Annotated in this window: 22 protein-coding genes; 11 read left to right on the forward strand and 11 right to left on the reverse strand. The window is 49.0% G+C overall.

The genetic code is table 11. The features are described from left to right. Window positions 1-15: 15 nt before the first annotated feature. The 6 genes from ACN0UY_RS05850 (at window position 16) to arcA (ending at window position 5,975) form a co-directional block, all read left to right on the forward strand. The gene (locus ACN0UY_RS05850; protein ID WP_417665764.1) at window positions 16-447 is read left to right on the forward strand and encodes an ATP-dependent zinc protease; all 432 of its coding nucleotides are present in this window, start codon (window positions 16-18) and stop codon (window positions 445-447) included. Beyond that, entirely contained in the window at window positions 444-1,349 is a 906-nt protein-coding gene (gene rimK, locus ACN0UY_RS05855; RefSeq protein WP_128351346.1) for a 30S ribosomal protein S6--L-glutamate ligase, read from the forward strand. Before ACN0UY_RS05850 ends, rimK begins: the two co-directional genes overlap by 4 nt. Before the next feature lie 13 nt (window positions 1,350-1,362). Next, a complete protein-coding gene (locus ACN0UY_RS05860; protein WP_417665765.1) occupies window positions 1,363-2,385 on the forward strand; it encodes a succinylglutamate desuccinylase/aspartoacylase family protein in 1,023 nt (340 codons plus the stop codon). Window positions 2,386-2,410: 25 nt separating this feature from the next. Next, entirely contained in the window at window positions 2,411-3,442 is a 1,032-nt protein-coding gene (locus ACN0UY_RS05865; protein ID WP_417665766.1) for a methyltransferase, read from the forward strand. Between the two features lie 21 nt (window positions 3,443-3,463). Beyond that, window positions 3,464-5,110 (forward strand): ATP-binding protein, encoded by a 1,647-nt coding sequence (locus tag ACN0UY_RS05870; RefSeq protein WP_417665767.1) that lies wholly within the window; start codon window positions 3,464-3,466, stop codon window positions 5,108-5,110. Between the two features lie 109 nt (window positions 5,111-5,219). Continuing rightward, entirely contained in the window at window positions 5,220-5,975 is a 756-nt protein-coding gene (arcA, locus tag ACN0UY_RS05875; RefSeq protein ID WP_128351350.1) for a two-component system response regulator ArcA, read from the forward strand. On the opposite strand, the gene ACN0UY_RS05880 is transcribed toward arcA, so the two are convergent. After that, the gene (locus ACN0UY_RS05880) at window positions 5,952-6,311 is read right to left on the reverse strand and encodes an Hpt domain-containing protein (RefSeq protein ID WP_417665768.1); all 360 of its coding nucleotides are present in this window, start codon (window positions 6,309-6,311) and stop codon (window positions 5,952-5,954) included. The two genes, arcA and ACN0UY_RS05880, sit on opposite strands and share 24 nt — an antisense overlap. Window positions 6,312-6,465: 154 nt before the next feature. Between ACN0UY_RS05880 and folE2 the strand changes: the two genes are divergently transcribed. The 5 genes from folE2 (at window position 6,466) to ACN0UY_RS05905 (ending at window position 12,095) form a co-directional block, all read left to right on the forward strand. Beyond that, window positions 6,466-7,404: a GTP cyclohydrolase FolE2 gene (folE2, locus tag ACN0UY_RS05885; protein WP_417665769.1), complete on the forward strand. Its 939-nt coding sequence runs from the start codon at window positions 6,466-6,468 to the stop codon at window positions 7,402-7,404. A gap of 91 nt (window positions 7,405-7,495) precedes the next feature. Next, the gene (locus ACN0UY_RS05890; RefSeq protein ID WP_417665770.1) at window positions 7,496-8,509 is read left to right on the forward strand and encodes an adenosine kinase; all 1,014 of its coding nucleotides are present in this window, start codon (window positions 7,496-7,498) and stop codon (window positions 8,507-8,509) included. A gap of 170 nt (window positions 8,510-8,679) precedes the next feature. Next, complete coding sequence (gene ahcY / locus ACN0UY_RS05895) at window positions 8,680-10,044, forward strand: adenosylhomocysteinase (protein ID WP_417665771.1); 1,365 nt, start codon at window positions 8,680-8,682, stop codon at window positions 10,042-10,044. Window positions 10,045-10,175: 131 nt separating this feature from the next. Then, a complete protein-coding gene (locus tag ACN0UY_RS05900) occupies window positions 10,176-10,733 on the forward strand; it encodes a GNAT family N-acetyltransferase (protein ID WP_417658774.1) in 558 nt (185 codons plus the stop codon). 30 nt (window positions 10,734-10,763) lie between these two features. After that, the gene (locus tag ACN0UY_RS05905; protein ID WP_417665772.1) at window positions 10,764-12,095 is read left to right on the forward strand and encodes an NAD(P)/FAD-dependent oxidoreductase; all 1,332 of its coding nucleotides are present in this window, start codon (window positions 10,764-10,766) and stop codon (window positions 12,093-12,095) included. A gap of 34 nt (window positions 12,096-12,129) precedes the next feature. Here ACN0UY_RS05905 and ACN0UY_RS05910 read toward each other — a convergent pair whose 3' ends face one another. The 10 genes from ACN0UY_RS05910 to ACN0UY_RS05955 all read right to left on the reverse strand — a co-directional run bounded on the left by ACN0UY_RS05910 (window position 12,130) and on the right by ACN0UY_RS05955 (window position 22,471). Continuing rightward, complete coding sequence (locus ACN0UY_RS05910) at window positions 12,130-13,290, reverse strand: ABC transporter permease (protein WP_417665773.1); 1,161 nt, start codon at window positions 13,288-13,290, stop codon at window positions 12,130-12,132. Next, entirely contained in the window at window positions 13,287-14,021 is a 735-nt protein-coding gene (locus tag ACN0UY_RS05915) for an ATP-binding cassette domain-containing protein (RefSeq protein WP_417665774.1), read from the reverse strand. Before ACN0UY_RS05915 ends, ACN0UY_RS05910 begins: the two co-directional genes overlap by 4 nt. Before the next feature lie 9 nt (window positions 14,022-14,030). Beyond that, the gene (locus tag ACN0UY_RS05920; RefSeq protein ID WP_417665775.1) at window positions 14,031-15,503 is read right to left on the reverse strand and encodes an alpha/beta hydrolase; all 1,473 of its coding nucleotides are present in this window, start codon (window positions 15,501-15,503) and stop codon (window positions 14,031-14,033) included. Between the two features lie 91 nt (window positions 15,504-15,594). Further along, a complete protein-coding gene (locus ACN0UY_RS05925; RefSeq protein WP_417665919.1) occupies window positions 15,595-15,918 on the reverse strand; it encodes a DUF3718 domain-containing protein in 324 nt (107 codons plus the stop codon). Between the two features lie 222 nt (window positions 15,919-16,140). After that, a complete protein-coding gene (folA, locus tag ACN0UY_RS05930) occupies window positions 16,141-16,638 on the reverse strand; it encodes a type 3 dihydrofolate reductase (RefSeq protein ID WP_417665776.1) in 498 nt (165 codons plus the stop codon). Between the two features lie 120 nt (window positions 16,639-16,758). After that, window positions 16,759-17,931 carry an Obg family GTPase CgtA gene (gene cgtA, locus ACN0UY_RS05935; RefSeq protein WP_417665777.1) on the reverse strand — a complete coding sequence of 391 codons (1,173 nt, stop codon included), beginning with the start codon at window positions 17,929-17,931 and terminating at the stop codon, window positions 16,759-16,761. An 82-nt stretch (window positions 17,932-18,013) separates the two neighbouring features. After that, on the reverse strand, window positions 18,014-18,271 hold the full coding sequence (rpmA, locus tag ACN0UY_RS05940; protein ID WP_128351362.1) for a 50S ribosomal protein L27: 258 nt from the start codon (window positions 18,269-18,271) through the stop codon (window positions 18,014-18,016). Window positions 18,272-18,289: 18 nt separating this feature from the next. After that, the gene (gene rplU / locus ACN0UY_RS05945) at window positions 18,290-18,601 is read right to left on the reverse strand and encodes a 50S ribosomal protein L21 (RefSeq protein WP_128351363.1); all 312 of its coding nucleotides are present in this window, start codon (window positions 18,599-18,601) and stop codon (window positions 18,290-18,292) included. A gap of 179 nt (window positions 18,602-18,780) precedes the next feature. Then, a complete protein-coding gene (gene ispB / locus ACN0UY_RS05950) occupies window positions 18,781-19,752 on the reverse strand; it encodes an octaprenyl diphosphate synthase (protein ID WP_417665778.1) in 972 nt (323 codons plus the stop codon). 112 nt (window positions 19,753-19,864) lie between these two features. Then, window positions 19,865-22,471 (reverse strand): TonB-dependent receptor plug domain-containing protein, encoded by a 2,607-nt coding sequence (locus ACN0UY_RS05955; protein ID WP_417665779.1) that lies wholly within the window; start codon window positions 22,469-22,471, stop codon window positions 19,865-19,867. Window positions 22,472-22,574 lie beyond the last annotated feature (103 nt).

The following is a 22,574-nucleotide window of genomic DNA, read 5'->3' on the forward strand; positions in this document are numbered from 1 at the left end:
AACGAGGATTTTAACATGCAGACACTAGGTTGGCGCGAATGGGGGTCATTACCTGATCTTGGTATTAACGCCCTTAAAATGAAAGTAGACACTGGCGCCCGCACTTCGTGTTTGCATGCATTTAAGCTGGAACCCTTTGAAAAAAACGGCGAGAATTGGTTGCGGATTTGGCTACACCCCGAACAACATAGCGATCGGGTACTTGTCTGTGAATCCAAAATTCACGACCAACGTGAAGTAACCGACTCAGGTGGCCATACCGAGCTTCGGTACGTTATTCTGTCGACATTAACCATTGGCGATTTTTCGCAACCAGTAGAGCTCACGCTTACTAATCGCGACACCATGAAATTTCGTATGTTACTCGGCCGCCAAGCAATGCGCGGACATTTTATTGTCGACCCTGATAAGTCTTATCTATTCGGCCAGCCAGGAGCTAATGCATGAGAATTGCAATTTTATCGCGTAATCCACGCCTCTATTCAACCCGTCGCTTGGTCGAAGCTGGTGAAGCTCGCGGCCATACCGTGGATGTTCTGGATCCGCTGCGCTGCTACATGAATATTAATGCGCGCGAGTCGTCCATTCACATGAAGGGTAAAGACTTGCCGCCTTACGATGCCATTATTCCGCGCATCGGCGCCTCGATTACCTTTTTCGGAACGGCCGTATTGCGGCAGTTTGAAATGATTGGCACCTACCCGCTTAACGAATCGGTGGCAATTTCACGCAGCCGCGACAAATTACGTTCGTTGCAGCTGTTAAGCCGCAAAGGCATTGGCCTTCCAACCACAGGTTTCGCCAGCCAGCCGCAGGACATTCCCGACTTGATTGACATGGTTGGTGGCGCGCCGTTAGTGATTAAGTTACTCGAAGGCACACAAGGCATTGGCGTGGTGCTTGCTGAAACTCGCCAAGCAGCAGAAAGTGTTATCGAAGCCTTTATGGGCTTGGAATCGCACATCATGGTGCAGGAATACATCAAGGAAGCTGGCGGTGCCGACATCCGCTGCTTTGTGATTGGCGATAAAGTTATTGCCGCAATGAAGCGTCAAGCAAAAGCCGGGGAGTTTCGCTCCAACTTGCATCGCGGCGGTTCAGCCAGCTTGGTGAAGTTGACTCCGGCTGAGCGTGCAACCGCTGTAAAAGCTGCGAAGACGATGGGATTAAACGTGGCCGGTGTCGACATTTTGCGCTCGAATCACGGCCCATTGGTCATGGAGGTTAACTCGTCACCAGGCCTTGAAGGTATTGAAGGCGCAACCAATAAAGACGTGGCCGATCAAATTATCAGTTTCATTGAGAAAACTGCAAAAGCGCATAAAACGCGCACCAAAGGTAAAGGCTAAGACGATAAAAGCCATGAAGCAGAAAGCATTTCACTTAGCCACCCAGCGCATCATGCCGGGTTCGCGCCATAGCGTTAAAATACCGGCGGCGCGACTTTATAACGATACGCCCATGGATTTACACGCTGAGGTTTTTCATGGCGTGAAAAAAGGGCCCACGCTGTTAGTGTGCGCAGCAATTCACGGCGATGAATTAAACGGTATTGAAGTATGCCGACGCCTGATGGGCGAGCTGGACCCGCTGCAATTAAATGGCACAGTGATTATCGTGCCAGTCGTTAATGTGTTTGGGTTTATTCAACAGTCACGTTATTTACCTGATCGGCGCGACCTGAATCGCTGCTTTCCTGGCTCTGAACGCGGTGCTTTGGGTAGTCGTTTAGCTTACCTGTTTAGTGAAACCTTGGTACAAAACGCAACCCACATTATTGATTTGCATACTGGGGCCATTCACCGTAGCAACCTGCCACAAATTCGTGTCGACACCGACAACGGTGAAGCGTTAAAGATGGCTGAGTCGTTTGGTACGCCAGTAATTTTGCACAGCAAAGAGCGCGATGGTTCGTTGCGTTCTCTGGCAACTGAATTAGGTATTCCGCTGATTTTGTATGAAGCCGGTGAAGCCTTACGGTTTGATTACGGTGCCATACGCGCGGGCGTTATCGGCGTACAAAATGTCATGAAAAGCCTAAAAATGATGAAAGGCCGCCGTAGCCGCAAGAAAGTTAAACCTGTGGTGGCGCACCGGAGCGGCTGGATTCGTAACGAGTACGATGGCTTGGTGGTGCCTAAAGTTGAACTTGGGCAAACCATCAACAAAGGGCAAGTGGTTGCGCAAACCGTGAATCCGCACGGTGACGATTTACATGCAATTAAAAGCCCTTATCATGGCATTGTGATTGGTATTAGTAACATTCCAGTTGCCAATGAAGGCGAGGCTTTATTCAATGTGGCGCAGTTTGACGGCGAACAAATTGGCGACGCCAGCGAAAATGTTGATGTATTCGCTGAAACCTATGATCAAAAAACGATATAACTGACGATTTAAACGGAACAAAAATTTGAAGCATTTAAGCCCACCATCTCAACTTATTTTACGCCATCAAGAGCGTTTCGATGGCGTTCCGCTATTAGTGGTTAACGCGCCTGAAGCCGAAGTGGCCGAGGCACTGCCGGTGGTTAGCTGCTGGCAGTGGCACGCTGGGTTTGCCGAGCGCTGGAAGCAACAAGCACCGAATATAGTGCACCATTTTGGTGCAAGTGCGCCAGCTGCGGCGGGTGCGCAAGCTGCGCTGGTGTGGCTACCTAAAGAAAAGCAACTCACCTGGTATGTACTCGATGCACTGCGCAGTGTTTTGCCACAAGGTGCTACCATCTGGTTAGTGGGCGAGAACCGTGGCGGCATTAAAAGCATTCATAAGCAATTTCCAAATACCGTTACCCCGGCACAAAAAATGGCCGTGGGCAATCACTCGCTGTTAATACGCACCACGGTTGCCGAGTGTGCTGCTGAATTTAGCGTCGACGAACACTTTGCCTATGTGGACTTACCACAACCAGAGCAAACCGAGCCGCTGCATCTCGCCAGCTTACCGGGTGTATTTGCGTTTCCGAGTATTGATACAGGTAGTGAAATTTTATTGCAGCACCTGCCCCACTGGCAGAAAGGCCGCCTGCTTGATTTTGCCTGTGGCCATGGTGTGCTCGGTGCATGGCTAAACCGCCAAGCACCGGAACTGGAGGTTACCTACCTTGATGTCAGCGCCCTTGCGCTCAAAGCCGCCGAAAAAACTCTGCAATTAAATGGCTTAACGGGCACGTGCATTGCCAGTGAAGGCCTTCAGGACAATCTGGGACAGTTCGATTACGTGGTGAGTCATCCCCCTTTTCATACTGGGTTAGCAACCGACTACGAAATCGGCAAACAATTTTTACGCGGCATTCGCAGTCATTTGCGCGTAAAAGGCGAGCTGTGGTTAGTTGCGAATCGGTTTCTGCCATGGCCCGAGCTTATTGAGCACGCTTTTGGCCATTGTATTCGAGTTGCACAAGACAACAAATTCGCGGTATATCTTGCGAAACGGGATAGATAACGAGATCGATAGAGCAACCCAATGAACTTAAAAGTCAGCTCCATTAAACGCAGTGTCACCAGTCTGGTTATTTTAATTACCACAATATCGGTGGCGCTGGCGTGCTTGGTACTGAGTTACAACTTCATTGCAGATACTCACCATCGCTTGTTGCGGCAGTCTGAGCAAGTAAGTCGGTTTATTGCTGAAAATGCCACCTCTTACATGGTGTACAACCAGGCCGAAGCGGCCGAACGCTGGTTGCACTCATTACGGCATTCTCCGCTGATTCAGCATGTTCACTTGTACCGCTATGACCCGAATACCGAAGCCCTTGCTTTCTTTGCCAGTTATTATGCCGAACGCGAAGCGCCTATTCCGGTTCGTTTCGACCGCGTGAAGAATATTACTGAAGCACGTTTCGCGACTAACTATGTGGAAAGTGCTGTGCCACTGTATGTACAAAACACCTTGCAAGGCTACGTGTATTTGCGCACCTCACGCGCCGCGCTTGATGAAGCCAAGTGGTATGCCGCGGCTATAAGTGGCGTAATTATCACAGCCAGTTTTATTTTGAGTTGGTTGATGTCGTTGTGGTTACGTCGGGTAATCACGCAACCACTGGATGAAATGGTTGAGAGCATTCAGCAAATTGCGCGCGATAAAAATTATGACCGCACCTTGCACGAATTTGAATTGCAGGAGCTCGACCGCGTTGCCGATGCCTTTAACGCGCTTCTGACCCGAATTCAGCAACACATACGCCGACAAGACCAAGCTGAACGAGAGGCAAGTGAGTTAAATGCGGAGCTGGAACTGCAAGTAAAGCAGCGCACTCAAAAACTGTATGAATCAAACCAAGAACTGCATCAAGCTTTAGAAACTGCCCACCAATATCAAAGCGAATTAGTGCAAGCTGAAAAGATGTCGAGCTTGGCGAAACTGGTATCCGGTGTCGCGCACGAAGTTAACACGCCAGTCGGTTTAGCCGTAACCTCCACCTCAATTTTGCAGGACAACCTGCAACTATTGAAGCAAAAATTCGCCGATAAAAAGCTTACCAGCCAAGAATTTGAACGCTATATGTCAGGGTTTGATGAGAACCTTGCACTGATAAGCCGAAATATCAAACGCACCGCCGACCTCATCAGTAATTTCAGTAAATTATCGATGGACCAGTTCAGCGACGATGACCGCTCGCTGCACTTGATCAAGTTCTGGGATGAAATTGCGCAAAGTTTGTACAATCGTCATCCTGAACTCACAGCCGTTGCGTTGTCATGTCAGGTGGCAGAGGACCTGATTATTAGCACCCGCCCCGGCCCGTTAAATCAAGTGATTAGTCAGCTGGTTCAAAACGCGTTGCAACATGCTTTCTCAAACACAGCCAACCCGATGATTCAATTCAGCTTCAGTTTTATACCGCAGGCTGAAAATAGCGAGTCAGGTGACTTACAAATGACCTACGAAGATAACGGCGATGGCATTCCGGATGATTTGATAAAAAGCGTATTCGATCCGTTCGTGACCAGTAAGCGCAGTCATGGCGCCGCAGGGTTAGGTTTGCACTTGGTTTACAACCTGGTGGTGCAAGTTTTACAGGGGCACATTGAGCTTGAAAGCCAGCCACACCAAGGCACACGTTTCAAAGTTGTATTTCCGGTGCGGCGCTTAGTACAATCGAAGTAAACAATTGTAAGAATTGTTGCACGATTTTGCAGCTATATATAAAATCGCATGCTACACTATCTTTCATTACCAAATTTCAACACATGTTAACGGATTCTCGGAACTGCTTATGAGCGCCAGATTATTAATCGTCGAAGATGAAGTCGTAACACGCAATACACTTACTCGTTTATTTCAGCAAGAAGGCTACGATGTGTTTGATGCAGCCGATGGCATGCAGATGCAACGCATTATGGCTCGCCAACAAATTGACCTCGTGATCATGGACGTCAACTTGCCAGGCAAGAGCGGTATCGAACTTGCGGAAAAACTCCGTGAAAATGACAATATCGGATTGGTATTCTTAACTGGCCGTGATGCTGAAGAAGACCGTTTGCTGGCACTTGAACTAGGCGCCGACGACTACTTAATCAAGCCTTACAATCCAAAAGAACTCATTATTCGGGTGCGCAACTTATACCGTCGCATCGAAGCACTGAAGAGCCAGCAGAAAAACGTTGGGCACGACAGTGTTGTTTATGAGTTTAATGGTTGGCGTTTAGAGAGTGACAGCCGTTGCTTATTCTCGCCAGACGGTAAGATGTTCCGCTTGCCGAAGAGTGAATACCGCGCCATGGAATTGTTCCTGACGAATCCTGGTAAAATTCTTGACCGCGAAACATTGGTTAAGAAAATGCTCGACCGCGATTTACGCCCGAATGACCGTACTGTTGATGTCGCCATTCGCCGCATTCGCCGTCATTTTGAGGCTCTGCCTGATTCACCGAACTTAATTACCACCATTCATGGTGAAGGTTATCGGTTTATTGGTGATGTTTCGATTAAGCACTTGGAACAACCGTCACTGAATGCCCCGGGCATGTAACCAGCGACGCAGTTGATGCTGGTGCAATGGTAATTCAATCACCCATTGCTCCAGCAAATCGTCTGCATCTTGCCAGTGCCACTCTTCCCGCTCTAAACGCTCCATTTGACTTGCCAATTGTGCTAAACCAACTGAACGGCACGCGCCTTTTACTTTGTGAGCCTGACGGCGGGTATCACCTTCGTCCCGTTTGCCAACCAAGTGCTTTAAATGGTCGAGATAACCACTTATATTATCGTTAAATGTGTCGTACATTTCGCGTACGCCATCACTGCCCAATAACTCGTAGTATTGGTCTAATAGTTTCTCATCTAACATCGTGGTTTCTTTATCCATCGTGATCATCCATCATTTTCGATTCCGCTAATCGAAAAGTTTTACTTCGGTTCTAAACCCAATCTGGCAAACTACCGTATTAAGGTTAAATCTAGTATACTATCGCCCCCTTTTACTGGGACTAAGTATTTTTAACGTTTGGAGCCGTACAAGCATGCCAACAGCTACACCAACTTTGATGCCAGACATCGCCAATCAAACCCGCGCACAAACCGAGGGGACTCTCGATTGGGTGGGCATGAGTAATATTGAAATGCCACTAGTTGTCGGTGCTGCCCAAGAGCCGGAACGTCCAGTTAGTGCACACGTTGACGCGTTTGTTAACCTAACGGACCCTAAAGCGAAAGGCATTCACATGTCTCGCTTATACCTGCTGTTGGAAGATTTATCAAACAATGATGTACTTAGCCATCATTCGCTCAGCAAGCTCTTACATGACTTTATTGATAGTCATGATGGCCTTGCAGATCAAGCTTATGTGAAGTTTAGTTTCGATTATCACTTGCGTCGAAAGTCACTGATCAGCAAAAAGCAGGGTTGGAAAGCCTACCCGGTGACTGTTACAGGGCGTTACGATAACGGCAAACTAAATCTTGAGTTAGGCGTGGAAGTGCCTTATTCCAGCACCTGTCCATGTTCGGCTGCTTTGGCACGCCAGCTAATTCAAGAAGCCTTTGCCAACCAGTTTGGTACCGACAGCGAAGTTGATGCCGAAATGGTGCACCGCTGGTTAGGTACCACCCAAGGTATTGTGGCGACACCACACAGCCAACGTTCCATTGCCCAAGTGAATGTCATTATGGGTGAAGGGGTGTCTGAGCTGCCAATTATTGGGTTAATCGATGCCATCGAAGATGCCTTGAAAACCCCGGTGCAAGCAGCTGTAAAACGTGAAGACGAACAAGAGTTTGCGCGTTTGAACGGTCAGAACCTGATGTTCTGTGAAGATGCCGCGCGCCGTTTGCAGCATGCCCTGAATCTGCAAAAACAATTTTCAGACTTCTGGATCAGAGTAAACCACTATGAATCGCTGCATGCGCATGATGCTGTAAGTATCACGACCAAAGGCGTGCCGGGCGGCTTCAAAGCTTAACCATTTTATCGACCTACTAATCCGGCTGCGGTATACTACGCAGCCGGATTTTTTGTTTTTAAACACGACTAGAACCTTACACGAGAAAGGCATGGAACCTATTGATATCGTTGGCATTGGCAACGCGCTCGTCGATCAAGAATTTGAAGTAACGGACGAATTCCTGCAGCAGCATCAGATTGAAAAAGGCATGATGACGCTGATTGAAGATGCTGACCAAGAGCGGCTTATTGAGCTACTGGCAAAACGTGGTGAGCTCAAGAAGCAATCCGGCGGTGGCTCCGCGGCCAACTCACTGGTAGGGTTTGCGCAATTTGGTGGAACCGCCTTTTATTGCTGCAAAGTGGCCGATGACCAAGCGGGTAAATTCTATTGTGACGATCTCGAGAAAATTGGAATTACGACCAATATCGGCAGCCAAAAACATGAAGGCAAAACCGGCCGTTGTTTAGTCATGGTCACCCCTGACGCTGAGCGCACCATGCGCACCTATTTGGGAATTACCGCTGACTTATCGGTAGCCGAACTTGATGAAGACGCTATTGCTCGTGCTCAGTATCTGTATATTGAAGGGTATTTAGTCACATCACCAATTGCGCGCCAGGCAATAGCCCGCGCCAAAGAAGTTGCGCGGGCCCATGGCACTAAAATTGCGGTGACCTGCTCTGACCCGGCCATGGTGAAGTATTTCCGTGACGGCATAGATGAAATTCTAGCAGGCGGCGTTGATGTGATGTTCTGTAATGAAGAAGAAGCAGGGATCTTAACCGGCACCAATAACGTACAAGAGGCCATGCAACAGCTGCAGCAGCATGCTGACTTAGTTGCAATTACGCTGGGTAAAGACGGCGCCTTGTTGGGCGACGGCGAACGCCAGGTTGTGGTTCCTGGTGTGCCAGTTAAAGCGGTCGATACCAACGGTGCTGGGGATATGTTTGCCGGCGCCATGATGTATGGACTAACACGAAACTATTCGCTCGCAGCCTGCGGTTTATTAGCCAGCCACGCTGCGGCGGAGGTTGTATCAAATTTCGGGCCACGCCTAGAGTTAAGCCGTCAGCAACAGCTGTTGATTCGTCTACAGCACGAACCAGAATTTAGCTAAAAAAAGCAAAACCGTTATTCGTTGTTCGTTATTAGTTATTCGAAAAGGAAAAAGCGAATATCAAAAGTCACCGCACAGAAAAATGTGCGAGTCGATCTGAGGGTCGAACCAGCGAGCAACACTACGAATAACGATTAACGAACAACGATTAACGATTTAAGAGGTTTTATATGCAAGATTACAAAGTCGCAGACATTAAATTGGCCGATTGGGGCCGCAAAGAAATTTCTATCGCTGAATCAGAAATGCCGGCGTTGATGACTATTCGCCGCAAATATGCTGACAGCAAGCCTCTTGCCGGCGCACGCATTATTGGTTGTATTCACATGACCATCCAAACCGCCGTGCTTATTGAAACCTTGATTGAGCTTGGTGCGGAAGTGCGCTGGTCATCATGCAATATCTTTTCAACGCAAGACCACGCAGCAGCAGCAATGGCAGCCGCGGGTGTACCTGTGTTTGCTTGGAAAGGTGAAACCGAAGAAGAATATGAGTGGTGTTTGGAACAAACTTGTCGTAAAGACGGCGAGTTGTGGAACGCCAATATGATTTTGGATGACGGCGGCGATTTAACGCTGTTGATCCACGAAAAATATCCTCAGATGCTGGATAAAGTGCACGGCATTACGGAAGAAACCACCACGGGTGTGCACCGTTTGCTCGAGATGTTGAAGCACGGTACTTTGCGCGTGCCTGCCATTAACGTGAACGATTCTGTAACCAAGTCGAAAAACGACAATAAATACGGTTGTCGCCACTCTTTGAATGACGCAATTAAGCGCGCAACTGACCACTTGTTGTCAGGTAAAAAGGCGCTTGTTGTTGGTTATGGCGATGTAGGTAAAGGTTCTGCAGCCAGCTTGCGTCAAGAAGGCATGATTGTGAAGATTACCGAAGTTGACCCAATCTGTGCCATGCAAGCCTGTATGGATGGCTATGAAGTGGTGTCACCGTTTAAAAATGGTGTGAACACAAACTCTGCTGAAGGCATTAACCGTGATTTGCTGCAAAATACCGACCTGATTGTTACCACAACCGGTAACGTCAATGTCTGTGATAAATACATGTTGGCGGCGTTAAAACCAACTGCTGTGGTATGTAATATTGGCCACTTCGATAACGAAATTGACACCAAGTTTATGCGTGATAATTGGCGTTGGGACGAAGTGAAACCACAAGTACATAAGATCTATCGTAGCGATGACGACAACGACTATTTGTTGTTGCTTTCTGAAGGTCGTTTAGTAAACCTTGGTAACGCAACCGGTCACCCAAGCCGCATTATGGACGGTTCTTTTGCCAACCAAGTATTGGCGCAAATGCACTTGTTCGAAGAGAAGTTTGCTGACTTGCCAGCGGCTGAAAAAGCTGCCAAGCTGCGCGTTGAAGTTTTACCGAAGCAGCTTGATGAAGAAGTTGCCCGCTATATGGTGCAAGGCTTTGGTGGCGTTATGACCAAGCTGACCCAGCAACAAGCGGATTATATTCATGTAGCCGTGGAAGGGCCGTTCAAGTCGGACGACTACCGCTACTAGGAAAGCCGTTATTCGTTACTCGTACGTTCGCTTCGCTCACTGTTGGTACGCGCTTCGCGCTGTTCGAACAGCGTAGCGGACGAACAACGAAGTGTACGAATAACGAACAGCGAATAACGAACTTGGTTTTTATGATTGAATACAAACAAATGACGGCCGCCGATTACGCGGCCGTAATTGAATTAGGCAACCGTGTTCACGGCGACAACTACCTGACACCTGAGTCACTGGCAGATTATGACCAGCGTGGGCGTGTGGGCGATGTGAACTTGAACTGGTTAGCATTTGCAGACGGTAAGTTGGCAGGTATTCGGCTGACTTTTGCCCCTGGCAACTGGGACATTGATGGGCACTGTTGCCCGTCGGAGTGGCCCGTACCTGCTGAACAGATCTGTTACTTTAAATGTGTTGCTGTTGACCCTGACGTGCGCGGTGGCGGCATTGGCCGTGGCTTGTTAGAGCGTTCGATTGCTGAAGCTAAGAAGCTAGGGTGTCAGGCAGGATTGGCGCACATTTGGATGCAAAGCCCAGACAATGCAGCGTTCGAATACTTCACCCGCTGTGGCGGTGAGCTAATTCGTGAACATGACAAGCGCTGGTATGATTTATCCATCAACGATGGGTACCACTGTCCAGTCTGCGATGGCGTTTGCCACTGCACGGCTGGCGAGATGATTTTGAAATTTTAAACAGTACGAAGTTACCTTTGGAGGCCTGGCATGTACGACCCACTTCACGATCGCAGCCCAGGCCCTAATCAGCCCTACCCCACCAGCTATTGGCACGCCCACAGCGCGCCACAATGGCCAGACTGCGCCACAGCCTTACCCGACCAAGCCGATATTGTAGTTATTGGTGCGGGCTACACCGGATTAAACGCGGCTCTTGAGCTGGCTGAAGCTTATCAACAGAAGGTGGTTGTGGTTGAAGCGAATCAGCTCGGCTGGGGCTGCTCAAGCCGTAACGCAGGGTTCGCCATGCCGGGTACCGGCAGACTTGGTTATTCCGCATGGAAAAAACGGTGCGGTGAAGCCGTTGCACAAGGTATTCAAGCTGAATATCAACATGCTTTTGCACGTTTAGAACGGCACCTCAGTGCATGCCCAGAACAACTGCAGGTGCAACGCGGCGGCTACTTGAAAATTGCGCACCGCCAAGGCGCTGTCGCGGAATTAAACCAACAATACCACGCCTTATGCCAATACGAACCTACCACACGCTGGCTAGACCGCGACGCCATTCGAGCGCGCGTAAAAAGCCCGCAGGCGTTTGCTGCGATTCATTTTCCGCAGAGCTTCGGTGTGAACCCATTGTTGCTGTTAGCGAGCGTTGCACGTCAGGCCGCTCAAGCCGGCGCGACCTTAGTGGAGCATGCACCGGTGCAAAATTGGCAGACACACGCAAATGGTATGCATCAGCTGACCACCGCCAAAGGCGTGATTCAAGCAAAGAAAGTGATTATCGCCACCAATGGCTATACACCGAATAATTTGCACCCCAGCATTCATGGCCGCAGTTTGCCCGTGCTCTCCAGCGTATTGGTTACGCGTAAATTGACAGAAACCGAGCGTGCCGCCATTGGTGTGCAGCCGCATGAGCTGGTTATGGATACCCGCACACTCAAATACTATTTTCGGTTACTCCCTGACGGCCGTATGTTATTCGGTGGACGTGGCGCCATTCGAGGGTGCGATGCGGAAAAGCCGCGCTACACAAAACATCTGTTGGCTGCAATGGCGCAAACGTTTCCAGCACTCACTGCGCTCAGCCAAGAAGCACCAGCTTACAGTTGGAGTGGCTGGGTAGCTGTTGCATTGGATGATTACCCACGTATTTACAGCCCAGCTGAGGGTGTTTATACCAGTATGGGCTATTGCGGTGCAGGTGTGACGTTTACCCAATTAGCTGGCCAGCGCGTTGCGCAACTGGCCATGGGTGAGAAAATGCCGGACTTACCGTTTTATCAGTCAGCGTTGCCAAAGTTTCCGCTGCCACAGCTGCGGCGCCTTGGTCAGTGGCTGTACTATCAAATTCAAAGTCGCGTTAACTAATATCTAATAGCTAATATCTAATAACGCCTTTGCTCTACAATCCAAACACTACTTTTTCGCTGGCGAGCATCCGCCCGATATAGCGAATGATCAACAAGCTTAACAATGCCGTTACCCCTGCACTGACGATAATTGGTAACCACTGTAGGCTTTCACCTTTAATGATGTCCAATAACGCTTGATGCTGACCCGTTAAGGGTAAGTAATAGAGTATTGGATTTTTAAGGCGTGCGAACTCCACTCCGAATACAGCTAACATGGGCAGCATAAGTAAAAACGAAATATAGGTTTGCGCTTCTTTAAAGCTTTTGGCGCGAAAGCTGACAAATAACTGTAATGCGGTTGCGAACAACGCAAGCGGTGCCAACATCAGGATGATGAGTAGCATCATGGTCCAATCTAGCGTCAAACTGATGCCAATATTATGCAGCGGTAAGAAACGGAATATAATTGGAATCAACACCACACTAAGTACCCCACCAAACATGGCGAAACAGCTTGCCGCGAGCGCTTTACCAAGCACCAGCTGATGGGAACTTAACGGTTGCGATAGCAGCAACTCCAGTGAGTTACGTTCACGTTCACCGGCACTGATATCAATCGCTACATTCATGCCTGAGAAAAACACTGATAGCAGAATAAAAATGAGTACGCTGCCCATCAATATGGCCGAGCGCGAGCCTTTCGTTGCGGTGTCGTGTTTCACCAAATCGATGGGTTGCACCACACGCGGATCGAGGCCGCGCATTTGCATGCGAATAAAGGCTATTTGATTGCTATAGCCTTCAATAGCACGTTCTATGCGACGCAAATCACCAGTTTGCTTGGTGGCACTGAAGTCTGCCGTTAAGGTAACCGGTGCAGGTTTGGCAAGTGCGATGTCTTCGGCCCAGCTCTCACCAATCGCTAGTACGATGGGTTGACGCCCTGCAGGCCAAGGTTTATCGCGCTCGACAATCCCATTACTGTTTAAATGCTCAACCAAAGCAGGTGCATGTTCCGCACCGGTAATGTCTATCTCAACGTCACTGGGATCAGTCAGCTGGCTGATCATCACGTAAAACGCTACAGCCATCAGCAATGGGCCAAAAAATGCATAGGACATAGCCGCCATAACAGAGCGCTTGTCACGAATCGCATCACGAAGTTCTTTTCGCCAAACAATCCGGATTGGATTGCGAACTAAATTACTCATGCTGCGATACCCTCATCTGTTCCTATGATTTTTACAAACGCTTCTTCCAATGCAGTTTCGCCGGTTTGCGCACAAAGTTCTTCGGTGGTGCCTTGCGCGGCGACTTTACCCTTCGCGACGACAACAACTTGGTCGCACAACGCGGCCACTTCTTGCATGACATGACTCGAAAATAAAATACTGGTGCCTTGACCGCGCAGCTCGCGCAGTAATTCGCGCAAAATACGTGTGCTCATGACATCTAGTCCACGGCTTGGTTCGTCCAGTATCAAATGCTTCGGGCTATGCACAATCGCCTGCGCCAACGCAACTTTCATCCGTTGCCCTTGCGAAAACCCGGTTGCTTTGCGGTCCGCAATAGCCAACATATCGAGACGTTCCAGTGCTTGCTGCACCGCAGCTTCACCCGCCTGCTTTTCTAAACCGTGCAATGCGGCAAAATAGGCGACTTGCTCGCGCGCAGTTAAACGCTCATACAAGCCAAATTTATCAGGGAAAATACCAATATTGCGACGTGCTTCCAGTGGCTGTTTGCTGGCATCTATGCCATCAATCAACGCGTGACCGCTATCCGCTTTGAGCAAACCATAAATGGTGCGTAAGCAGGTTGTTTTGCCCGCGCCATTCGGGCCCAACAAACCAGTTATCTGCCCTTCTGGTGCAGTAAAGGTTAATCCATCGAGTGCCACGACTTCGGCAAATTGTTTGCGTAATCCAGTAACTTCAATCATCGCGGCCTCCTACAGTCCTTTACCGTTAGCATTCAACACGAAAGGTGCAGGCTTTTGATTTTTCAAACAGCTGTCATCCAGTACCTGCGCATCAAGCGTTTCGATAAATTGTCCCGCAAGTTTATTGGCACAGGTATGGCCAGCAATGGTATGTGAGCCATGTGGCGCAATTAAATGCCGACTGTTGCTTAACGATTGTGCTGCAAGAGCACCCCACGTTGGCGGGGTAACTGGATCAAGGCGACCTGATAGCAGTAGTGTCGGAATGTCGCTGTAAACAGGTTCGAACCACGCTTCGGGGCGCGGTGCTTGTGGCCATACGGAACACATTTCAATAAATGCATCGGCTGTGCGACTGCCGATAAAGCTGTTGTTGCCGTCTTCGGCCAACAGCCGTTCGGTTGCTCGTGGAAGGTCTTCGCTACAAAGCACCGACAGCGTCAAACCCATATACATTTCAGATTGTGACATTGCGCTGCCTAGCAACCCCACCAAAGGCGTGTAATTACCTCGCCCAGTTTGCTGAATGACGTACGGCAACATTTGTCGTGTCGTTGGGTGATATAGCCCAACACGCATTACCGATGTAAACCGCCCTGCCGTAATCAGTATTTCGGTCGCTTCATTGCTAAGCGGATCTGCCACAGTCAACGGCACCGGCTGGCTTCCAAGCGAAGCCAAGGTGTTGGCGTAGGTTTGTTCTAAATTGGGAAATGTTGCGGTGCAGGCTTTAGATTCCGCACATTGCTCAAGCAACAATTCAAACGATTGTGCGCCGTGACGACCAAATGGCCCAACCACGACTTCCGGGGGCGCAACCGCATCTAATACTGCAGCACGAACTGAGTTAGGTGCTTCACGCATGTATACCAAGCCAGCCCGAGTACCGTACGAACCACCATATAAATTAACTTGGCTGTAGCCTAAATGTTCACGAACTGCTTCAAAATCGCGAATTGCATTCACGGTGTGATATTGGGTCAAATCTTCTTCGTTAAACTTAGCAAGACACTCGCCCGCAATGCGATCGAGCTGCATGTCATCATCGGCTTTAACAAGTTCATCAACATGGCTCAGTTCACAACCCAGAGGGTTCGATTTACCAGTGCCGCGTTGATCGATTAACAGAATGTCGCGCTGCTTGCGAACGTCACTGAACATACGATTGATCATTGCTGCCAACTCGGTTGCTGCCTGACCTGGCCCACCGGCTAAAATCAATAAAGGGTCAGCTTTTTTATTCTCGCTAACTGCAGGTAGCACCGCGTAATTAATGGTAATTTGACGACCTTCCGGCTGGTCGTAGTTTTCTGGAACCGCAAGCTCGCCACAAAGAACTTGCTCGCTGATATTCTTTAAATAACATGAAGCTAATGGCGCTTGCGAAACATTGATTGCATCCGTTTCATCAGCATTTGCTACATTGATGCTGGCTAACGAAGCCAACAGTGTTCCTATTACAGATATTCCCTTAATTCCCATGATTTGTTATCCAGTTGTAACAATTGTGGTTAGTTTAGCGCGCGAGGATGTGCAAAGGAAAGCAACAAACTGTAAATGTTTATTTTTTTGGCTATTGTTGTGGCGCAGAGCTTTCAAAGCGCTCGCGCAACACCGAGTTTATCGGGTGATTATAAGGAAGTTTCTGAGCCCAGCTCAAATCACCTGCTTGTTGCAGGTCCGCATGCAGTACGCTATGCACGATAAACAGGCCAATCTCAGTTGATCCATGTCGCTCGGCAAATTGAATCATGGTTTCGCCGTTACAGCGAATGCGGGGATAGATATCACGAATACGAAGACGATGCTCGCGAAGCTTGTTACGAAATGCATTGGAATCATTGGTCAACACATGGCTACAAAACAGCAAGGCCAAGTCCTCACCAAATGAGTTCATACTCACTTGAGCGGACGCCGGGCTGTTAAATACCCCAATTAATACGCAAGATAATGTGAGCAACCGCAGTCGACTCGCTGAACCAACCATAACTAAACATCGCTTTTTTATTATTCTGTTTAGCATGGTAAACAGCTGTTAAAGCGCATGCAACGGAATAATTTGTTAACGATATTCGGTTTTTAACAGCTTATTTACACTTTTTCAGGTGTCTAAGCCGATTCAAAGACGACGGTAAACTTCTGTTACAAATGCATGCGGGTTATTGGAATCAGCAGGATGTTCGACGGACTCGATCAATTCCCATTCAGCGGCAGCCTGGTAGTCAGGAAAAAACGTGTCGCCTTCAGTTTCGAGTTGAATTTGGGTTAAGTACAAACGATCAGCATGAGGCAGAAACTCAGCATAAACATGCCCACCACCAATCACCATCAATTCGTCCGAGTGACCCGCTTCGCGAACCGCTAATTGTGGGCTATTCACCCAAATAACGCCCTGCTCGTCGGTGTAGGGTTGCTGGTGTTTGCGGCTAAGAACAATATTGGTGCGCCCAGGTAACGGACGCCCAATAGATTCATAGGTTGTGCGCCCCATAACCACCGGCTTACCCAGGGTAACCCGTTTGAAATGTTGCAGCTCGGCAGGAAGGTGCCATGGCATTTTGCCATCTTTACCGATAACGCGATTCGCAGCCATCGCCGCCACCAAAGCAATATGCATGTAACCTCCGTTATTCGTGCGCTTCGCTGTTCGTTATTCGTGCGCTTCGCTCTTCGAACAGTGCGTAGCACGGACGAACAGTGAACAAAGCGAACGTACGACCAACGAATAACGCTTCTTTTATTTCTGGTAGATCACTTCGACGTCGTGATCGTCGTCGTCATAATCGTCATCATCATCTTCGTCATCTTGCGCAAAGGCTTCAAGTTGCTCTTTGTGGTAATCGTCCCACTTGAACTCAACGCTGGCCTTGGCTTCCGCTTCCATTTCTTCTGGCGTTGGCTTCGGCAAGGTTTCAAGATAATTAACGATTTCCTTGCAGAGCGCGTCGGTATTGATCTTGGATAGACCCGATATCTGATACACCGGACCGTCCCAGTCAAGTGCTTCTTTGACGCGCTCAATGCCTTCGGCAATTTCTTCTTCGCTAAGCAAGTCAACTTTGTTCACCACCAACCAACGCGGTTTTGCGGCTAAAGCTGGGCTATATTTCTCCAGCTCATTCACAATTTTTACCGCTTGTTTAGCTGGGTCTGATTCATCATACGGTGCTAAATCAACAAGATGCAACAATAAGCGGCAACGCTCAAGGTGCTTCAAGAAGCGAATTCCTAAACCGGCACCTTCTGCAGCCCCTTCAATCAAGCCAGGAATATCTGCGATAACGAAGGTTGCATGCGGCACTGGACGCACAACACCAAGGTTTGGTACCAAGGTCGTGAACGGGTAGTCGGCAACTTTCGGTTTCGCCGCAGAAACTGAGCGAATAAAGGTGGATTTACCGGCGTTTGGCATACCGAGCAAACCGACGTCTGCAAGCAGCATCAGTTCAAGCTTCAAGTTGCGAATTTCGCCTGGGGTGCCCATGGTTTTTTGACGCGGTGCACGGTTCGTCGAGCTTTTGAAGCGCGCATTACCTAAGCCGTGGAAACCACCTTTGGCCACCATGCGACGCAAACCATGACGGGTTAAGTCACCGAGTACTTCACCGGTTTCTTCATCAGTAGCACGTGTGCCCACTGGAACTTTCAGCACCAGATCTGCGCCGCGCTTGCCGGTACAATTTTTGCCGTGACCGTTTTCGCCACGCTGAGCACGGTGAAAACGCTCAAAGCGATAATCAATGAGTGTGTTCAGGTTCTCATCGGCTTCTAGATAAACGTCGCCGCCATCGCCACCGTCACCGCCATCGGGACCGCCCTTGGGGATATATTTTTCACGTCGGAAACTTACGACACCGTTACCGCCGTCGCCTGCTTCTACGCGAATTCCGACTTCATCTACAAACTTCATGATTTTACCTACTTGCTTACATGAAAAAACCCCGCCACTCCGGACGGGGTTTCTTATTTCTGCGCTAGCCTTCTAACTGAAATTATTCAGTAACGATGCTAACGTATTTGCGGTTTTTAGGACCTTTCTCCGCAAAAGAAACTTTACCGTCGCTAAGCGCGAACAAAGTGTGGTCACGACCAATACCAACGTTATCACCAGCGTGGAACTTGGTACCACGTTGACGAACGATGATGCTACCAGCTAATACTGATTCGCCACCGAAACGTTTTACACCCAGACGTTTACTTTCTGAGTCACGACCGTTACGAGTTGAGCCTGCGGCTTTTTTATGTGCCATGTGTCGTTACTCCTTCAATTAACCGTTAATGCCAGTGATTTTCACTTCAGTGAACCACTGACGATGACCTTGGCGCTTCATATGGTGCTTACGACGACGGAACTTGATAATGTTCACTTTGTCGCCACGACCGTGGTTGATAACTTCCGCCTTGATAGATCCACCAGAAACAAAGGGCGCGCCGATTTTAACGTCGTCACCGTTCGATAGCATTAACACTTGATCGAACTCAACCACATCACCAGTGGCCGCTTCCAGTTTTTCCAGGCGGACGATTTGGCCTTCAGATACACGGTGTTGCTTACCGCCACTTTGGAATACTGCGTACATGTCTTTCTCCGATTTCCCCGAAGGGTCTTTATTTGAATTAAATTCAGGGCGCGAATTATATGTCCCTACGGGACGAAATGCAACTACGATATTAGCTTTTAGATATTGGATAACCAATCAATACTCGATACATCAGCTCTAATATCCAATATCTAACAACTTATATCGTTTTTGTTTTTTTAAGCAATTCTGTCGACGGCGATGGCAGCGAGAGCATGCAGGGCTTCGCGGTGAGGCGAATCCGGCAACTGTGCCAACTGCTGCTGCGCTAATTCCGCTTCTTTCAGTGCGCGATCACGTGTGTAATCGAGTGCGCCTGTGCGCTGCATGGCCGCTAAAATCGTTTGTAACTGATCACGGCCGTCGCCTTGTTCAATAGCTTTGCGGATCATTGCTGCTTCGGCATCGTTGCCGTGCCACATGGCATACAGCAACGGCAAGGTTGGCTTACCCTCGGCTAAGTCGTCGCCAGCTTGCTTGCCCATGGTTTCGCTGTCAGCCGTGTAGTCGAGTAAGTCATCGACCAACTGAAACGCAGTGCCCAAATGACGTCCGTAAGCCGCGAGTGCTTCTTCAACTGCTGCCGGTTTGTCTGCCAGCACAGCACCTAATTGGGTAGCTGCCTCAAATAACTTGCCGGTTTTCCCGTAAATCACTTCGAAGTAACTTTTCTCAGTGGTGTCTGGGTCGTTGCAATTCATCAGCTGCAACACTTCGCCTTCAGAAATGATGTTGGTGGCATCCGCCAAAATCTTCATCACTTTCATCGAATTCAGCGTAACCATTAACTGGAACGCACGGGTGTACAAAAAGTCACCCACCAATACGCTGGCTTCGTTACCAAACACGGCGTTGGCTGTTTCTTGACCGCGGCGCAATTCTGAGGCATCCACAACGTCGTCATGCAACAGCGTTGCGGTATGAATAAACTCAATGATGGTTGCCAAGGTCAGATGCCCCTGCCCTTGGTAACCGGCTGCTCGTGCGGCAGTTACTGCCAACAAAGGACGCAAACGCTTGCCACCACTGTTAACAATGTACAAACCGAGCTGATTAATTAAAGCAACGTCTGACTGTAATTCAGCGCCAATTAATCGATTTACGCCTGACATATCGTCGGCCATCAACACATTGATTTCTGATAACTTCATAGCTTCAGTGCAACAGTTAAATTAAGCCAAAGATTGTACACGAATTTAGGTTTTTGGCACAGAAAAAAGGCAGGCTATTAGGCCTGCCTTCTATTCTTTCTATCGCAACGCATTAAAATTTATATTGCGCTCGCACGTAATAGAAACCGCCGTTCACACCCATCGGCGAGGTAGGTGGGTATTGAGACCCGACTACCGCGCGACCGAATGGGTTTTCATCGGGACGGTTATCAAACACGTTTTTACCCCCTAAGGCTGCGGTGAAGTTTTGCGTAAAGTCATACGCGAACTCAACATCTACGGTGGTTTCGGCACCAGGGTAGATATCTAAACCGCCACCCGCATCCACGTGGTCCTCATAGTATTTACCGTAGTAGTTCAGGCGCAACAAGGTGCGCGTGTCGCCTTTACGGTAATTCGCGGTTACGGTGGAGCGATGCTCTGGAAGGTTATCTTCAAGCATCTGCACTTTGGCCAAATTGATGTTTTGCGGATTAAATGAATCAACTTTGGTGTCAGTCCAGTTGTATGCCAGGGTGTACTTCATCTCACCTTCCCACAAGTCGTGGCCGTAGTTAGCGACAACATCGATACCTTGCGTGGTGGTATCAAAGTCGTTGGTGAAATAAACCACACTGCTATAGCTTGATGCATCACGCACACCTTGCGCGATTAAGGCGTCGATATCTTCCTGCGTTAGTGGAATCGCTGATGTGCGACTTAAACGATCGGTCACTTCAATGTTGAAGTAATCCACCGTCAGATAGAGTCCACTTTCAAATTCACCAACAATACCCAAGCTATAAGCCACTGACTCTTCAGGCTCAAGCGGTTTACCGCCTTTAAGTGCGGCAATTGGATTGGTTGGTGGCAACAGTGCTTGGTCTTGCAACGCATCGCCAACAAAGGCCGTGGTAACGTTAATAACGTTACTTTGTCCTACCGTTGGTGCCTTAAAGCCGGTACTCGCAGCAGCACGAACAGCCCAATCTGAGCTCAACTGCCAACGCGCCGATAATTTACCATTGGCGGTGGAACCAAAATCAGTGAAGTCTTCAAAGCGAACTGCAGCGCCAACCATAAAGTCAGCTGTTAGATAAGTTTCAACATCGGCATACCACGCCCAGTTTCCACGACTCCATTCACCGGCAGCTTCAGGTTTAATACCCGGGAAGCCGTTCGAGCCAATACCAAACCCTTGCTCGGTTAAGGGCCCTATTGCAAATGACGCTGGGTCACCAACTTCTTGCTTGAAGGTTTCGCGGCGGTATTCAATACCGGTTGCAAAATTAACCAAGTCATAGAAGCCGTCTAACTGAAAGCCTTTGCTGAAATCTAGGTTAAAGTTCTTCTCTAACTGACTGGCTGCACCTGGGCTGAAGTCAAACGGCGTGTTTGGCCCTAACGATGGGTTTACGGTATTGAATAGCAGGTATTCAACATGCGAGTAGCCAACCCCGATCGAGACATCATAAGCCCAGTCGTTGCCCACATAACCATTAGTGCCGGCTACAAAGGACGCGTCGGTTACAATGCCGCCAAATCGCGGGGTAAAGCCGCCAGGGAATAGCTCATTAAATGCGAAACAGTTGGCACCAAGTGGCGTGCTGTTGTCAGCTATTAATTGATATTCAGGCGCATCTAATACGTTATCGCCAACCGGCACGTCGGGACACGAAAGCCCTTGTCCCACTCCGTCTAAGTCACCGACTAAGAGTAGCTGTTCGTCTTGATCATTAAATCCACCGAAGTACACCCCATCGCGGTTATGCGGATGGCGAAAGTAAAAACCGCCTTCAATTTCACGTTCCGCGTAGTTAGCAAATAAATAGGCCTCTCGGTTCTTACCTAAATCTAAGCCGAAATTAGCAAGTGCTTTGAAGTCATATTTAATCTCCGGTGTGCCCCAAATTTGGGCCGGATCTGCGACAAAGGTATTGCCTGCATCTATTAATGCTGCAGCGTCGTCGCGTTGTACCGTACGACTGGTTGCATCTGCTTCTCGGTATTCCGCACTAAAGTTAGCGAAGCCACGCTCACTGAGTTCAAACCCTACGTTACCGCTGATTTGAATGGTGTCGCCGTCGCCCTCTGCGGTAGTGCCATAGCGTGCCTCCAACATACCGCCCTCAGAGGCATCTTTTAAAACAAAGTTGACCACACCTGCTATTGCATCGGACCCGTATTGGGCCGCGGCACCATCACGCAACACTTCAATTTGCTTCAGCGCAGATGCCGGAATATTTGAAATATCCGGGCCCTGTGCGCCATCGGATAATCCCCCTCCAAGGAAGGTTATTACCGCACTACGGTGGCGACGTTTACCGTTAACCAGCACCAACGTATGGTCAGAAGCCAAACCACGCAGGTTGGCAGGACGAACCAGCGTTGATGCATCATTGATAGGTTGGTCGTTAACATTGAATGACGGTACCACTGTGCTCACCATATTGAGCATGTCCGTGGAACCTTGGTCGGTGAGTTCATCGGCACCGATAATATCCAAGGGCACCGCTGAATCACCAACTGACCGAGGCGCTGAACGGGTGCCCACCACTGCAATACGTTCATCCGCCCGTGTTTCTGGCTGCTCTGATTCGGTCCCGGCTTCTTGTGCCATACCAAGCGATGGTAAGCATGCAAAAATAGCACAGGCGATAAGCGTAGGCCGCACACCATGGCCACTTGGGACTACTTTTTGGATGACAGACTTTGTCATAAATTTCTCCCTGATCTTATTGTTGTTCTGGATTGTTCTGGTTTGTTTTGCGAATGCGCATAGCACTAAAGTACTACGCGCTGTATTAAATATCGCCAATTGT

The sequence above is a fragment of the Pseudidiomarina sp. genome (assembly GCF_048268165.1).
In the GTDB taxonomy this organism is placed as follows: Bacteria; Pseudomonadota; Gammaproteobacteria; order Enterobacterales; family Alteromonadaceae; genus Pseudidiomarina.